The sequence below is a fragment of the Marinobacter sp. ANT_B65 genome, from assembly GCF_002407605.1.
GTDB lineage: Bacteria > Pseudomonadota > Gammaproteobacteria > Pseudomonadales > Oleiphilaceae > Marinobacter.
The window spans coordinates 251,035-265,558 of the sequence record NZ_NXGV01000003.1; the positions used below are offsets into that span (position 1 = coordinate 251,035).

12 protein-coding genes are annotated in these 14,524 nt (G+C 55.1%); 7 read left to right on the forward strand and 5 right to left on the reverse strand.

Going from position 1 to position 14,524, the window contains the following annotated elements:
* The first annotated feature begins 5 nt into the window (after positions 1-5).
* Positions 6-2,624, forward strand: a complete 2,619-nt coding sequence (mutS, locus tag CPA50_RS14255) for a DNA mismatch repair protein MutS (protein WP_096783203.1) — start codon at positions 6-8, stop codon at positions 2,622-2,624.
* 147 nt (positions 2,625-2,771) lie between these two features.
* Positions 2,772-3,095, forward strand: a complete 324-nt coding sequence (fdxA, locus tag CPA50_RS14260; protein ID WP_096783204.1) for a ferredoxin FdxA — start codon at positions 2,772-2,774, stop codon at positions 3,093-3,095.
* A gap of 92 nt (positions 3,096-3,187) precedes the next feature.
* On the opposite strand, the gene CPA50_RS14265 is transcribed toward fdxA, so the two are convergent.
* The 4 genes from CPA50_RS14265 to CPA50_RS14280 all read right to left on the reverse strand — a co-directional run bounded on the left by CPA50_RS14265 (position 3,188) and on the right by CPA50_RS14280 (position 8,193).
* Positions 3,188-3,820 (reverse strand): LysE family translocator, encoded by a 633-nt coding sequence (locus CPA50_RS14265; protein ID WP_179397237.1) that lies wholly within the window; start codon positions 3,818-3,820, stop codon positions 3,188-3,190.
* Positions 3,821-3,859: 39 nt separating this feature from the next.
* Positions 3,860-5,029, reverse strand: coding sequence for a hypothetical protein (locus tag CPA50_RS14270; protein WP_227519662.1), 1,170 nt, complete (start codon positions 5,027-5,029; stop codon positions 3,860-3,862).
* 64 nt (positions 5,030-5,093) lie between these two features.
* Positions 5,094-6,467 (reverse strand): solute carrier family 23 protein, encoded by a 1,374-nt coding sequence (locus CPA50_RS14275; protein WP_096783206.1) that lies wholly within the window; start codon positions 6,465-6,467, stop codon positions 5,094-5,096.
* 97 nt (positions 6,468-6,564) lie between these two features.
* Positions 6,565-8,193 (reverse strand): acyl-CoA synthetase, encoded by a 1,629-nt coding sequence (locus CPA50_RS14280; protein WP_096783207.1) that lies wholly within the window; start codon positions 8,191-8,193, stop codon positions 6,565-6,567.
* 180 nt (positions 8,194-8,373) lie between these two features.
* Between CPA50_RS14280 and CPA50_RS14285 the strand changes: the two genes are divergently transcribed.
* Positions 8,374-9,852, forward strand: a complete 1,479-nt coding sequence (locus tag CPA50_RS14285; protein ID WP_096783208.1) for a PAS domain S-box protein — start codon at positions 8,374-8,376, stop codon at positions 9,850-9,852.
* Positions 9,845-10,498 carry a response regulator transcription factor gene (locus CPA50_RS14290; protein ID WP_096783209.1) on the forward strand — a complete coding sequence of 218 codons (654 nt, stop codon included), beginning with the start codon at positions 9,845-9,847 and terminating at the stop codon, positions 10,496-10,498. The genes CPA50_RS14285 and CPA50_RS14290 overlap by 8 nt, the downstream gene beginning before the upstream one ends.
* Before the next feature lie 20 nt (positions 10,499-10,518).
* Here the strand turns inward: CPA50_RS14290 and CPA50_RS14295 are convergent, their stop codons facing one another.
* A complete protein-coding gene (locus tag CPA50_RS14295; protein WP_096783210.1) occupies positions 10,519-11,934 on the reverse strand; it encodes a PLP-dependent aminotransferase family protein in 1,416 nt (471 codons plus the stop codon).
* Positions 11,935-12,162: 228 nt separating this feature from the next.
* On the opposite strand from CPA50_RS14295, the gene CPA50_RS14300 reads away from it, so the two are divergent.
* The 3 genes from CPA50_RS14300 to CPA50_RS14310 are packed head-to-tail and all read left to right on the forward strand — an operon-like array spanning position 12,163 to position 14,484.
* Complete coding sequence (locus CPA50_RS14300) at positions 12,163-12,444, forward strand: hypothetical protein (RefSeq protein WP_096783211.1); 282 nt, start codon at positions 12,163-12,165, stop codon at positions 12,442-12,444.
* Positions 12,441-13,247, forward strand: coding sequence for a PhzF family phenazine biosynthesis protein (locus CPA50_RS14305; protein ID WP_096783212.1), 807 nt, complete (start codon positions 12,441-12,443; stop codon positions 13,245-13,247). Before CPA50_RS14300 ends, CPA50_RS14305 begins: the two co-directional genes overlap by 4 nt.
* A gap of 43 nt (positions 13,248-13,290) precedes the next feature.
* A complete protein-coding gene (locus CPA50_RS14310) occupies positions 13,291-14,484 on the forward strand; it encodes an NAD(P)/FAD-dependent oxidoreductase (protein ID WP_096783213.1) in 1,194 nt (397 codons plus the stop codon).
* Positions 14,485-14,524: the final 40 nt, after the last annotated feature.

Here is a 14,524-nt window from a genome sequence, read left to right on the forward strand (position 1 = left end):
TGTCCATGTCAGCAGCTCAGAATGATTTTTCCAAGCACACTCCAATGATGCAGCAATACCTCAGGATCAAGGGTCAGCACCCGGATGAACTGGTGTTCTACCGCATGGGTGACTTTTACGAGCTGTTCTACGACGACGCAAAAAAAGCTGCCGAGCTGATGGACATAACCCTCACCGCAAGGGGACAGTCCGGCGGCAATCCGATTCCCATGGCCGGTATCCCGTTTCATGCATCTGAAGGGTACATTGCACGGCTGGTCAGAGCGGGTCAATCCATCGCCATCTGCGAACAGATCGGAGACCCCGCAACCAGCAAAGGGCCAGTTGACCGCCAGGTTGTAAGGATTGTCACCCCAGGCACTCTCAGTGATGATGCCTATCTGGAAGATCGCCGCGACAACCTGCTTGCTGCCATTTTCCACCACCAGGAGCAGTTTGGTTTTGCATCCCTGGATATTTCCAGTGGGCGTTTTGCAGTTTCCGAACTGGAAAACCTTGAAGCCCTGCAGGGAGAACTGCAGCGTTTACGTCCGGCGGAGATACTGATCAGCGAAGATTTTCCATTTGAGGAAGTCCTGGCTGGCTTTACCGGTATCCGGCGCCAGGGTCCCTGGCTGTTCGAATCCGACACAGCTCGCCGGGTCATTACCCAACAATTGCAGGTTCGTGATCTGACGGGTTTTGGCTGCGACGATCTCACCCTGGCCATTTGTGCCGCCGGCTGCCTGTTGCAGTATGCCAAAGAAACCCAACGCACCGCCCTGCCCCACATCCGCAAACTGACCCGTGAACGCCGGGATGAAGCGGTGATTCTCGATGCCACCAGCCGCCGGAACCTGGAAATCGACATCAACCTTATGGGTGGCCACCAGCACACGCTGGCATGGGTCATGGACAAAACCGCAACATCCATGGGCGGGCGGGAGCTAAGGCGCTGGCTGAACCGACCACTGCGGGATGCAACCGTGGTGCAGCAGCGCCAGCAAGCGGTATCTGCTCTGCTTGATGGCTTCCACTACGAACCGGTGCATAACCTGCTGAAGACAGTGGGCGATATTGAACGGGTACTGGCCCGGGTTGCACTGCGCTCAGCCCGGCCCCGGGACCTCGCCCGTCTGCGGGATGCATTCCTGGCCCTGCCGGAGCTTCAGGAAACACTAAAGCCGGTAAACTCACAACACATCGCAGCTCTGGCCGGGATAATTGGCGAGTACCCCGAGCTGGCAGACACCCTGGAACGCGCGATTATAGACAACCCTCCGGTCGTAATCCGGGAAGGCGGTGTTATCCGTGAGGGCTTTGATGAAGAACTGGACGAGCTGCGCAACATCAGCGAAAACGCTGGCCAGTATTTGCTGGACGTGGAAACCCGGGAGCGGGAACGTACCGGAATCAGCACCCTGAAAGTAGGTTATAACCGGGTGCACGGCTATTACATTGAGATCAGCCGGGCCCAGTCTGCCCAGGCGCCAGCGGATTACATTCGTCGCCAGACGCTGAAAAACGCAGAGCGCTTCATAACGCCAGAACTGAAAGTTTTTGAAGACAAAGCCCTGAGCGCCAAAAGCCGGGCTCTGGCAAGAGAAAAAGCACTCTACGACGAGGTGCTTGAAACCGTCGCAGAGCAACTCGCGCCACTGCAGGATGCCGCTCAGGCGCTGGCAGAGCTTGATGTCATCAGCAATTTCGCAGAACGGGCAAGCACTCTGCGCTTCGCAGCACCTGAATTCCGCGATGCTCCGGGGTTCGAAATTGAAGATGGCCGACACCCTGTTGTCGAGCAGCTTCTTGACGAACCTTTCGTACCCAACAATCTGCTGATGGATACTCAACGCCGGATGCTGGTTATTACCGGCCCCAACATGGGCGGTAAATCCACCTATATGCGCCAGGCAGCCTTGATTGCCCTGCTCGCATACACCGGGAGTTTCGTGCCGGCCAACCGCGCCGTACTGGGCCCGCTGGACCGTATTTTTACTCGCATGGGTTCTTCTGATGACACCGCTGGTGGCCGTTCTACCTTTATGGTTGAAATGACAGAGACCGCAAACATTCTGCACAATGCAACAGAGCTGAGCCTTGTTCTGATGGACGAAGTTGGCCGCGGCACCAGTACATTTGATGGTCTGTCCCTCGCCTGGGCTACAGCAGAACACCTGGCAAAAGAAATTCGCTGCTATACCCTGTTCGCCACCCACTATTTTGAGCTCACGCAACTGGCGGACGACATGGAGCACGCAGTTAACGTGCACCTGACCGCAACCGAGCACGACGACAGCATTGTTTTCCTGCACAACGTACACGAAGGCCCTGCAAGCCAGAGTTACGGTTTGCAGGTAGCCAAGCTGGCCGGAGTCCCCCAAAGCGTTATCGGCAACGCCAAAACACAACTGAAACTGCTGGAAGGCAGTTCAGTACCCGCAGAAGCCAGACCAGCGCCGATAACCGAGGTTGAGAAAAAAATATCAACGATGCCCAGCCAGGCGGTCTATCAGGGCGATATGTTTGCCTGTCCGGAGCCCAGCGCTGTAGAGGAAACGTTGAAAAGTCTCGACCTGGACGAGTTGTCACCCAGAGAGGCGATGAACCGGCTGTATGAATTGAAAGGATTACTGAAAAACTGACAGAAAGTTGATCTGGGTAATAAGGTTATAGCAGCCAAACGCTTGCGGCTGCGCGGGCCGCTCCCTACAATATCGCCCATCAAAACAGAACCATGGAGCTGACAACAAGCTCCGGATGAGATTGACCACTGGACCAGGGATCTGATTATGGCGTTTATCGTTACCGATAACTGCATCAAGTGCAAATACACAGACTGTGTGGAAGTATGCCCGGTAGACTGCTTCTACGAAGGCCCGAACTTCCTGGTAATCGACCCGGACGAGTGTATCGACTGTGCGCTGTGCGAGCCCGAATGCCCGGCTGAAGCGATTTTCTCAGAAGATGAACTGCCTGCCGATCAGGTGCAGTTTGTGGAACTCAACGCCGACCTGGCGGGGAAATGGCCCAACATTACCGAGAAAAAAGACCCGCTCCCGGAAGCCGAAGAATGGGATGGCAAACCCAATAAGCTTCAGTATCTGGAGAAATAATTCTGGTGCTGGTTAACGCAAGCGCCTGAATGTGACAAAAGGGAAGCCTCTGCAGGCTTCCCTTTTTTGCTCTTACACCCTGAAATCCGCAGTCAATTGCCCGCCAGCCTGGCTCCCATGGCAATAAAGAACCCCCCGGTCAGCCCATTGAGCAGTCGCCTGGCCCGTGCCCCGATACCCGCACCCCGGAAACGCACAACCACCCATGCCAGTCCACACTGCCAGAACATCGCCAGAAGAAAGTGCACACCAGCCAGCATTAAAGACTGTTGAAAGGCATTTCCCGCCGGATCCACGAACTGGGGCAACAAAGCCATATAGAACAGGGCGGTTTTCGGATTCAATACATTGGACAGCAGCCCTTCACGAAATGACACCACCAGAGGTACACCCTGACGCACAACCAAAGGTGCTTCTGCGCCGGAAACAGACCTGGGTTTTAAAGCCTGCCTCAACGAACCAAGGCCAAGCCAGATCAGGTAACAGGCTCCGGCCCATTTCAGTGCAGAGAATGCCCAGGCTGTTTCAAGCAAAAGAAGGGAGATACCCAACGCCGAAAGCGTCGCGTGAATAAAAAGACCACTGCAAATACCCACACTGGTCACACAGCCGTCACGGAGGCCCCCGCGGCCGGCGTTACGCATGACCAGCAGCGTATCAACCCCTGGCGTGACAGTCAGCAGGCTTATGGCAATCAGATAAGCCCAGAACAGCTCAGAAAACAAACAGACCTCCACATCTATTGATGCAGGAGACCGAAAGTATTATGACTCCTGCGCAAAAATCTTGCGTACTGCAGCGGAATTATAAAAAGCTGACAACCGCCTGCGCACAAGGGCCTCAAGATAACCCTCTTCCCTGAGCACGTCTATAACCGGAATAGCCCAGGCGTCCACCTCTGACAGAATCATTTCACGGGTAATCCCCAAGGCGCCGAGCAGGTCGGCAAGCGGCCGGTCACCATACTTTTCAAACAGGTGCATAACCACGGCGCGGGCACAGCCCGTAAAGTAGTCCGTTTTCCGGAACCGAAGCCAGAACTCATAACCCAATGCTACAAATTCCTGCAACTGAACCTCACCCAACCCTTCCTGCAAATCAGCCAGCGTCCGGTCTTCCATGGCAACCCAGGTTGCCATGGCCGTGTCCCGCACTTCATCGTCAGAGAGAGCCCGTTGCAGGAATTGCTCACTGCGAGTGATCAGCCCAGGCAGACTGTCTGAGAGCCAGGCCTTCAGACGGCGCTCGAAGGTTTCATCCAGCCCGGGCACTGCCTTATTGGCCATACGCTTGCCGAACTTCATCATGGAGCCAACGCCAGGTACCGATTTGGCAATCAGGTTGTCTTCATAAAGGTAATTAACCACCCCTTGATACACCACATTCGAGACCAGTTCCTGGTAAACCGGGTGCGTCATGATTTCACTGATCAGCTGCTCACGCTGCTGTCGCAGCTCAAGCATTTCTTCCACAAAGGCTGCAGCCTGGTCCCGGGTAAGAATATCCTGCAGGGCTGTCGTAGCCTGAACCGGTGCATTCAGCACTCTGGCAGCCATCTCGCCCGCCAGCTCCGGAACCCCGGCATTCAGTTCCATATCCACGACAACACGCTGAACAGTCTCCATCACCTGATTTTCAGAGGCTATACGGTTCAGACTGATATTACCCGCATAATCAAATAGCTCACTGGCTTCCTGCCTCAGAAACTTCCGGAGTTTTGCCCCCTTCAGAGAGGCGAGCTCGTGCTTCACATGCAGTTCAAGCAGTCGACTGGCTGGATCAACCTTCGCTTTCGTCACAATACTCGAGGCCCTGTTGATATGATCAAATATGCCGACAATGGCTGTATATACCATGAGGCTAACACGAAGCCCCGGGGAACCAGGAAGGAAGGCATCCAGAAAACGACAAGCGGGCAAAAAAAGGGGAGGCATTCCGCCTCCCAAAGACACACAGTGTGTGGATTCCCCCCGGAGCGTGCCGGGGGCAACCAATTAACTACTTGCCAACCTCATCTGCACCCGGAGCTTCAGGGTCCGCAGTAAAGCCAAGCAATTTGGTTCTTTCAATCAACAAATAGAGAACTGCGCCGGTCGCAAGTCCCCAGCCAGCGCCATAGACTGCCAACACCACTCCCATGGTGCCCGCGATGCCCCGCTCAGTGTTATTTTCCAGCTGTTCCAGGCCAACCATCAGGCAGATGTAGCCAGTCAACAAAAGCGTCAGGGAAAGCGCTATGGGAAGCACCGGCTGAAAAAAGCTCACCAGAGGCAAAACAAACAGAGCGATGAAGCCCGTAATCCAGAATGTGCCGCCGCCGCTGTAAATAGAGTCCATAGCGTTGCGACCATATTTGTAGCGCTCGGCCATCGTAGCCGTTACCGCGGTCCAGATCGGACCTGCCAGGCCAGGATACGGAGCAAAGAAGGCATGGCCACCGTTCCGGATTGCGGTAACCAGGTGTACGCGGTCGATGCTGTTATCAATATCTTCGTCTTTACGAAGATGATCAACACGGTTCATCAGGGACTGGCCCACCACGATATCCCCGAAAGCAATAACATAGGCAATTACCGCCGTAGGAATGGCGTAAAAAAATACTTCAGCGTCCGGAAAACCAACAGAAAACGGAAGATAGTTCCACAGCTCGTCGAAAGCAGGCTTGGTAATACCCCACTGCACATCTGGCACGTCATATTCTCCTGTAGCAAAGCCCACAAGAATTGCCACAATCATGCCTGGCACCATGCCATAGTTCGCGATCTTGCGGGCTATAGAGTTAGTCTCTACAAACCCCTTGAACGACACAGAGAACATCAGGTACAGGCAAACCAGACCACCAACAATCAAGGAGATCGGCGTATTAGCCAAACGACCGCCGGCCTCAATCTCGCCCATAAGCGCCGCAATACCAGCACCGATAATAATGCCGCCCTTCATGGAGCGGGGTATCACGTCTACCAGTTTGCTTCCGAGGCGCGTAATTCCGAGCACCAGGAAAATAACAAACACCAGAAACTGTAGTGCAAACAACGCCTGTATTGCCTCGGGGCCCGGCTCATAGTCACTCAGGAACAACAACACAACAGGAATGCCCGGCGTAATCCAGCCTGGAACAAGAGGCACACCCAACAGCGCAGGCAGCATAAAACCAATACCACAGATCACTACATAGGCCAGTGCCACGTCGTAGGGCACACCAAGGTAGGTTTCCAGTAGCGGGATCATGGCGAGGCTCACCACGAACATGATCAGGGCTTGCACCATTTCCGCAAATTCCCAACGGTAATGGACAAAAGGAAGACGGATCTTGAACGGGCCCGCAGGCCAGAATGGCTGCTCTTCCCCGTTCTTTCGATGAAACATTTGCATAATAGTATCTCCTGCACGCGCCTGGCGGTGCATGCTAAATGTGTTGTTTTTGTGGTGATATACGACAGCACCAGGGCCGGTGCTGCCGGTCAGAAGATCAGCCCAGTTCTTTGGCCTGATCCCTTAATACGAATTTCTGGATTTTACCCGTAGACGTTTTTGGCAACTCCGAGAAAACGACAGTTTTAGGGACTTTGAAGCGGGCCAGGTGTTCACGGCAGAAGCTGATAATATCTTCTTCACTAACATCGCCGGCTTCTGGCTTCAGTGTTACAAATGCACAGGGCGTTTCACCCCATTTTTCATCCGGGCGCGCCACTACAGCAGCTTCCAGAACGGAAGGGTGCCGATAAAGGGCATCCTCAACTTCGATGGTGGAAATGTTCTCACCGCCGGAGATAATGATGTCTTTAAGGCGATCCTTGATTTCCATGTAACCGTCTTCATGCCACACAGCCAGGTCGCCTGTATGGAACCAACCGCCACGGAATGCCTCTTCGGTGGCTTTCGGGTTTTTCAGATATCCCTTCATCACGGTATTACCGCGCAGGAAGATTTCTCCGATGGTTTTGCCGTCTTTGGGAACAGGCGCCATAGTATTGGGATCACCAACCATAGTGCCGGCAAGTGTGTGGTAACGCACGCCCTGGCGGGCTTTGATTCGCGCACGTCCATCCAGAGGCAGTTCGTCCCACTCGGATTTCCAGGCGCAGACAGTTACCGGGCCATAAACTTCCGTCAGGCCGTATACATGAGTCACCTTGATGCCCATTTCTTCAACAGCACCTATCACCTGCGCAGGGGGCGCAGCACCAGCGATCATGGAACGGACTTCGTGATCAATACCCGCCTTGGACTCAGGGGGGACATTCAGCAGAGCGTTCAGAACAATGGGAGCACCGCACATATGGGTGACCTGATGCTCTTTGATCAGCCGCAGAATTTTTTCCGGATCAACACGACGCAGGCAAACATGAGTGCCCGCCATAGCTGTAATTGTCCAGGGAAAACACCAACCGTTGCAGTGGAACATGGGCAATGTCCACAGATACACAGGATGCATACCCATCGACCATACCGCCTGGTTCCCCAGCGAGTTGATATAGGCACCGCGGTGGTGATACACCACGCCTTTGGGGTTGCCGGTGGTTCCGGACGTGTAGTTCAGTGAAATGGCATCCCATTCATTCTCAGGAAAGCTCCACTGGAACTGAGGGTCACCCTCTTTCAGGAAGGCTTCGTAGTCCAGGTCACTGACCTGAACCCCCTCTCCGTATTCGGGGTCGTCCACATCGATAACCAGCGGCTTGTCTTCCATGCGGCTGACAGCTTCGCGAATCACCTCACCAAACTCCCGGTCGGCGATCACGACTTTGGCTTCCCCGTGCCCAAGCATAAACGCAATGGCTTCTGCATCCAGACGCACATTCAGCGTGTTCAGCACGGCGCCAACCATGGGCACACCAAAGTGGCATTCCACCATCGCAGGGATGTTGGGCAGCATAGCGGCGACTGTATCGCCCCGGCCAATTCCACGGCCTTTCAGCGCAGAGGCAAGCCTCCGGGAACGATCATAGGTCTGCGACCAGTTATAACGGATAGCACCATGAATAATGGAGGTGTAATCCGGATACACACTGGCTGTACGTTCAATAAAATCGATGGGAGAGTTAACAGCGTAATTGGCATCAACGGGCGCAAGGCCCTGATCAAAAATCGAGGTCATTGAGTAGTACTCTCTTTAGTGAGCCTGTTGTTTTTGTAGCGTATTCAGAAAAATCGCTTGAGCCGCTATACTTTTATCTGGCAGATAATGCTAATGAACAGAAGAATTTATAGAAATTACACCAACGTATTATAGTGTATTTACTATATCCAGTTTCACACAACCGGTCCTGTCCCTACTATGGGTTTTAGCTTGTCGAACGTAGATCCGCAACCTGGCCTGATACTGGATGGCGACGCAGGTTTTTTGCGCGGCAACCTGGCCGCCGAAGAGTTACGCCTGGCGAACAGCCTGTCCGGACCGCTGGATTTGCTCCCGCCAAACGCGCCGTCGCTGGTTAAGGCTGCTCTGGAGCAGTCCAGGGCCATCGAACACGTGGAAGCGAGGATCAATAACACCATACTTATGTGGACGTTTATTCCCTGCCCGGAAACCGGCGAAGTACTGGCTCGCGGCAGAGATGCTACTGAAGATGTCCGGACTCACGAACAGGCCATTCGATCGAACCGCCTTTATCGATTAATCACAGAAAACACCACAGACCTTATTTCACGTCACACTCCGGACGGACGCTTTATCGATGCAACCCCGGCTTCATGGCGCCTGCTTGGTTACTGGCCAGAAGAGCTGAGGGGCAAACCGCTGGAGGAGATTTTTCATAGCGACAGCACTACCCGGCAGCTGAGAGAAAGCCACATCCACCTGAGAGACGACGGCTACGCCACCATGACTCTGGGCATAACTCACCGTGACGGCAGCAAACGCTGGTTTGAGATAGCAAGCCGTGCCATACGGGAAACCTATACAGGTGCGGTTGTTGAAGTAGTCAGCGTATCGAGGGACATCACGGCGAGGGTGGAATCGGAGGAAAACAGCCGCAAGCTGGCCGATGAACTTGCCCGTACAGCACGGCTGGCAGCTCTTGGCGAGCTGGCCTCAAGCATCGCCCACGAAATGAATCAGCCACTGGCGACGATCGTGAACTTCGCCAGCGCAAGCCAGCGGTACCTGCAAAGTGCCGCTACAAATCCTGAGCATCTTGAACGGGTCAGCGATGGCCTTAAAAAAACCATCCATCATGCCAATCGCGCGTCCGAAGTCATCAAGCGGTTGCGCGGATTTCTCCGCAAAGGCCGGAAGCGCACTGAAACAGTTTCACTTAACCAGACCCTCACCAATGTCGCCCGACTATGCCAATGGGACGCCGAAAAAAACGATGTGGACATCATCTGCTCACCCGCAGCCTGTGACCCGACCATAACCGCAGATCCGGTGTTGCTGGAACAGGTACTGATCAATCTGATCCGCAATGGTATCGAAGCAAACGTGGAGGCGCGCCCTACTCAGGCATGCGGCGCACGAACCCGCCTGATACTTTCAACCGCCATAAATCACGAGACCGAAACGCTGATTGAAGTTACGGATGAAGGCCCCGGCCTTGACGAGCAGGGCATCCGGCAGATGTTCCAGCCGTTTTATACCAGCAAACCCCATGGACTTGGGCTGGGGCTCTCCATGAGCAGGTCCATTATTGAAGGTTTCGGCGGTTTTCTGGATGCACAGCCTGACCCGGCAGGAGGCCTCAGGTTAATATGCCGGTTCCCGAAAAAACCGGCAAACAAACGTATAACAAGCACGGAGATTTCCCCCTATGAGTAACAACACCGGCCCGGATACGACCACTGTTTATGTTGTTGATGACGACGCCGGCATGCTGGAATCAACCCAGTGGCTGCTGGAGTCGGTCGGCTTGAAAGTGCAGGCGTACAGCGATGGCCGCAAGTTTCTTGATGCTCTTGAGGATAACCGGGGGGGCTGTGTAATTCTCGATATCCGGATGCCTGGTGTTGGCGGGCTTAACGTGCAGGAAGAACTTCAGAAACGGGCAATTGAGCTGCCAATTATTTTTGTGTCTGGCCACGCAGATGTTCCGATAGTAGTACGTGCTTTTAAATCCGGCGCCTTTGATTTCATTGAAAAGCCCTTTAACGAGCAACTGCTTCTGGACAGCGTCCAGCAAGCGTTGGCGGCCCATCAGCAGTCCAGCGAACTGCAACTGGGCGACGAGCAGACAGGGGAGCTGATCACCACGCTTACGCGCCGGGAGCGGGATGTTTTTCTGCCTATGGCGCAAGGCTACACCAGCCGGGAAATTGCCGATCAACTGGGGGTCAGCGTCAAGACCATCGACCTGTACAGAGCCAGGGTAATGAAGCGTCTGGGTGCGGAGCGGTTGCCTGACCTTACAGGTATTGCAATCACCGCCGGGCTGATTGATCCATTGCATCTTCGCTCTGAATCCTGATCAGCCTCCGCCCCGTTTCTTCAGCCGCCTTGGCCCAGCTCCTCATGTGCCAGTGCACCAAGCCTGGCAATGGCCTGATCAATTCGTTCGGTCCAGGGGTTGCCACCATTCAGACGAAGGCAGGACTCAAACTTGTCTGAAATCGAGAACATCAGGCCCGGCGCCACGTTGATATTTTCCGCCCGGGCGCGATGATAGACCCGGGTTCCGGAGACTCCCTCAGGAAGTTGCACCCAGAGCACAAAGCCGCCCTGGGGCCGGCTCACCGCCGTACCCACAGGAAATGACCGCGCTACAGCCGCCCTCATACGCTCTGTCGCCTCCCGGTAGTGCTCCCGTGCAGACCGCAAATACCGGTCATAGCCGCCCTGTTCAAGAAAATGCGCGACCGCCAGCTGGGGAATGGAAGAGGTAGCCAGGTTGGAAAAATACTTTTGCTGTCTGGCACTGGCCATATACCGCCCGGGTAGCATCCAGCCCAGTCTCAGCCCCGGGGAAATGGTTTTTGAAAACGAACTGCAGTAGATCACATTGTCCGCGCGATCAAAGGCCTTAGCGGGTCGCGGCCTTTCCCCAGTGTGGTAAAGATCACCGTATATATCGTCCTCAATCAGCGGAACCCCGGCGGCGGCAAGCATCGACACCAGCTGCTTTTTCCGCTCATCCGGCATCCGTGCACCCATAGGATTGCTGTGGTTCGTCACCACCACGCAGGCTTTCAGAGGCCACTGCTCCAGGGCGAGCTCCAGGCCTTCAAGGCTGAGACCATCAGAGGGATGAGTCGGGATTTCCAACGCCCGCAGCCCGACTACTTCCAGAGCCTGAAGGATGCCCGGAAATGACGGCGACTCAACTGCCACTATATCCCCGGGCTGGGTAACCGCACGCAAACCCAGAATAATAGCCTCCTGGGCACCGTTGGTAACGAGTACATCATCCAGAGTAACCTGAACGCCCACAGCAGCCATGCGCTGGGCAATCTGCCTTCGGAACGACTCCTTGCCGGGAAAGGCATAGTCCAGAGTCTCAAGTCCACGCCTCGCTGCCCAAAGCGTACTTTGCTGGATCTGCCGCAACGGCAGGTAATCCGCGTGAGGAATGGCGGTCGCGAGAGGCACCATGAGCTTTTGCGCATCAGCGCACAATTCCAGTGTCATCTCACGGGCCGTGACCGGAACCGGGCGGTTCCGGTGCCTTTGCATTACCGGCTCAGGGGCATCAACGGCGGGCAAACGCACAAAATAACCACTGCGCTCCCGGGGCTGAAGGTAACCACGGGCCTCAAGAGTCTGATGCGCCTGCAACACTGTTGATATGCTGACACCAAACTGTTTGCTCAAAACCCTGACACCGGGCAGGCGATCTCCTTCCCGATAGACGCCATCCTTGATAAGTGCCTGAAGCCTGTCTGCTACCTGGTTATATAGAACACCCATCCTGTCTGCCTCACCGAATCCATGAAATCTCTGACCAGTTGAATTGCCACCGCCTCTATTGCAGCAGACCGACACCTGACACGAACAGTACAGATGCCGGAAATACCACCAATACAGATAGCTGAAATATAACTCTGTACCGGTTCAAAAACAGAATATCTGAATCTGTTATGGCCGTCAGCACAGGAGGAGAATAACAACATCGCAAACAGAAGAAGGAGTTTCACAATGGGAATCGCCAACAGTCATGCTCTGCCAGCAACCCGGAACAATCTTTTTGGCCTGCAGGACAAGCCTGCCTCCCTGTATGGAGAGGACCTAACCACCAAACGTCAGTGGCTCGAAGATCTCGGATTTTCTGTACAGCAGCCAGACATGGAACACTGGGTAGTGACCCACAAGAGCCCGCTGCCTGAGTTCCACTTTTACAGTGAACATGAACTGGCACAATTTGCCAGCTACAAGGCTCACCACTACGCCAGGCACTTACTCCCGGAGAACAGAACATGAGCTACCCCATCTATCAGGTAGACGCCTTCACAAGCGAGATATTCAAAGGTAATCCTGCAGCTGTAATGCCGCTGGAGGAATGGCTCCCGGATGAAACATTGCAGGCACTGGCGGCGGAGAACAATTTGTCAGAAACTGCGTTTTTTGTGCGCGGATCCGACACCAGCAACTACGACTTTCATATCCGCTGGTTCACCCCCGGCGTTGAAGTTCCACTGTGCGGGCACGCAACCCTGGCCAGCGCCTGGGTAATTTTCCACAAACTGCACTGGCCAGCAGAACAGATTCGTTTTCATTCGAAAAGCGGCCCTCTCGGTGTTGGCAGAACCCCAGACGACTGGCTGGTTCTGGACTTCCCAAACCTCCCGATCGAAGAACAGGAGACCCCGAAAATCATCAGCGAGGCCCTTGATAGCACACCCAGGACGGTCTTCTACGTACCCGCAGACACCAATTACATGGCTGTTCTGGAAAGCGAGGCGGCCGTGCTGGCAGCGCAGCCCGACATGCGAAAACTCATGCAACTGGGGAATCAGGGGCTGATTATTACAGCACCCGGAGAAACCGCGGACTTTGTGAGCCGTTACTTTGCCCCTGGCGCGGGCATTGATGAAGACCCGGTTACTGGCTCAACCCACAGTGTTCTGGTGCCTTACTGGGCCAAACGGCTCGGCAGGACACGGCTCGAGGCCCGGCAAGTCTCCGCCCGGGGCGGTCTGCTGCACTGCGAGTTGAAGGGCGACCGTGTCGGCATCGCCGGACAGGCAGCTTTCTATATGGAGGGCACCGTACATATGCCCTGAGGCTGGTATACTGCCCGCCAAAGAAACCAACCGGCGGGCAGCAATGACGGCAAGTTCCAGCAACCAATACGATGTGATCATTATCGGGGCCGGTGCCGCAGGCCTGATGTGCGCAGCCACTGCCGGCTATCGCGGCCGCAAAGTACTGGTACTGGATCATGCCAACAAGCCCGGGAAAAAGATTCTCATGTCCGGCGGCGGGCGCTGCAACTTCACCAACCTGAACAGCTCGCCTGCGAATTTTCTGTCGGACAACCCCCGCTTCTGCATCTCGGCCCTGAAACGCTATACCCCTCAGCATTTTCTGGACCTTGTTGAACGTCACGGTATAGAACATGAAGAGAAGGCTGCCGGGCAGCTGTTCTGCAAAGACAGCGCAAAAGACATCCTCACCATGCTGCTGACCGAATGCGACTGGGCAGGTGCTGAAATTCGTATGAAAACCAGTATCAGGGGCATTACCCAAAAGGCCGGGCACTACCATGTGGACACTGGCTCAGGTTCCCTGACCTGTGAATCCCTGGTCATCGCCTGCGGGGGACTATCCATCCCGACCATGGGGGCCACAGGGTTCGGTTACGAGGTTGCCCGCCAGTTCGGCCTCACGGTTCTGCCCACCCGGGCCGGACTGGTTCCATTCACGCTGCACCCCGAACTGAAACAGCAACTGGCCCCTCTCGCTGGTGTAAGCTGCCCGGTAGATGCGGCCTGCAATAACCACCATTTCCGTGAACCCATGCTGGTCACACACCGAGGCCTGAGTGGGCCGTCCATGCTGCAGATATCCAGCTTCTGGCAGCCCGGTGACCCGCTCACCATCAACCTGCTCCCGGAACGCAACGTCCGCGAAGACCTGACCGCCTTGCGCAAACAGAAGCCGCAATCAACCCTTGCCCAGTATCTCACTCAGCATCTGCCCAAACGCTTTGCGCAGGCATTCAGCGAGCTTTACCACTGGCAAGGCCCTCTTCAGGGCTACCGGAACAGTGATCTTGAGCAGGTTGCATGCATACTGAGCCAGTGGACGGTCAAACCGGCGGGAACCGAAGGTTATCGCACCGCCGAGGTTACGCTGGGCGGCGTAGATACCCGCCAGCTTTCATCGAAAACCATGGCAGCACTGGACCATCCAAACCTGTACTTCATCGGAGAGGTTGTAGACGTAACCGGCCACCTGGGCGGCCACAACTTCCAGTGGGCATGGGCGTCAGGAGTGGCGGCCGGGCAGGCTGCCTGACTTAAGAACAGCATGTCCTTACCGAACTTCTGTTGCCGTT

Coding starts and splice junctions, on each gene's coding strand:
- mutS (WP_096783203.1), top strand. CDS start 6: ATGTCAGCAGCTCAGAATGATTTTTCCAAGCACACTCCAATGATGCAG.
- fdxA (WP_096783204.1), top strand. CDS start 2,772: ATGGCGTTTATCGTTACCGATAACTGCATCAAGTGCAAATACACAGAC.
- CPA50_RS14270 (WP_227519662.1), bottom strand. CDS start 5,029: ATGCCTCCCCTTTTTTTGCCCGCTTGTCGTTTTCTGGATGCCTTCCTT.
- CPA50_RS14275 (WP_096783206.1), bottom strand. CDS start 6,467: ATGCAAATGTTTCATCGAAAGAACGGGGAAGAGCAGCCATTCTGGCCT.
- CPA50_RS14280 (WP_096783207.1), bottom strand. CDS start 8,193: ATGACCTCGATTTTTGATCAGGGCCTTGCGCCCGTTGATGCCAATTAC.
- CPA50_RS14285 (WP_096783208.1), top strand. CDS start 8,374: ATGGGTTTTAGCTTGTCGAACGTAGATCCGCAACCTGGCCTGATACTG.
- CPA50_RS14290 (WP_096783209.1), top strand. CDS start 9,845: ATGAGTAACAACACCGGCCCGGATACGACCACTGTTTATGTTGTTGAT.
- CPA50_RS14295 (WP_096783210.1), bottom strand. CDS start 11,934: ATGGGTGTTCTATATAACCAGGTAGCAGACAGGCTTCAGGCACTTATC.
- CPA50_RS14300 (WP_096783211.1), top strand. CDS start 12,163: ATGGGAATCGCCAACAGTCATGCTCTGCCAGCAACCCGGAACAATCTT.
- CPA50_RS14305 (WP_096783212.1), top strand. CDS start 12,441: ATGAGCTACCCCATCTATCAGGTAGACGCCTTCACAAGCGAGATATTC.
- CPA50_RS14310 (WP_096783213.1), top strand. CDS start 13,291: ATGACGGCAAGTTCCAGCAACCAATACGATGTGATCATTATCGGGGCC.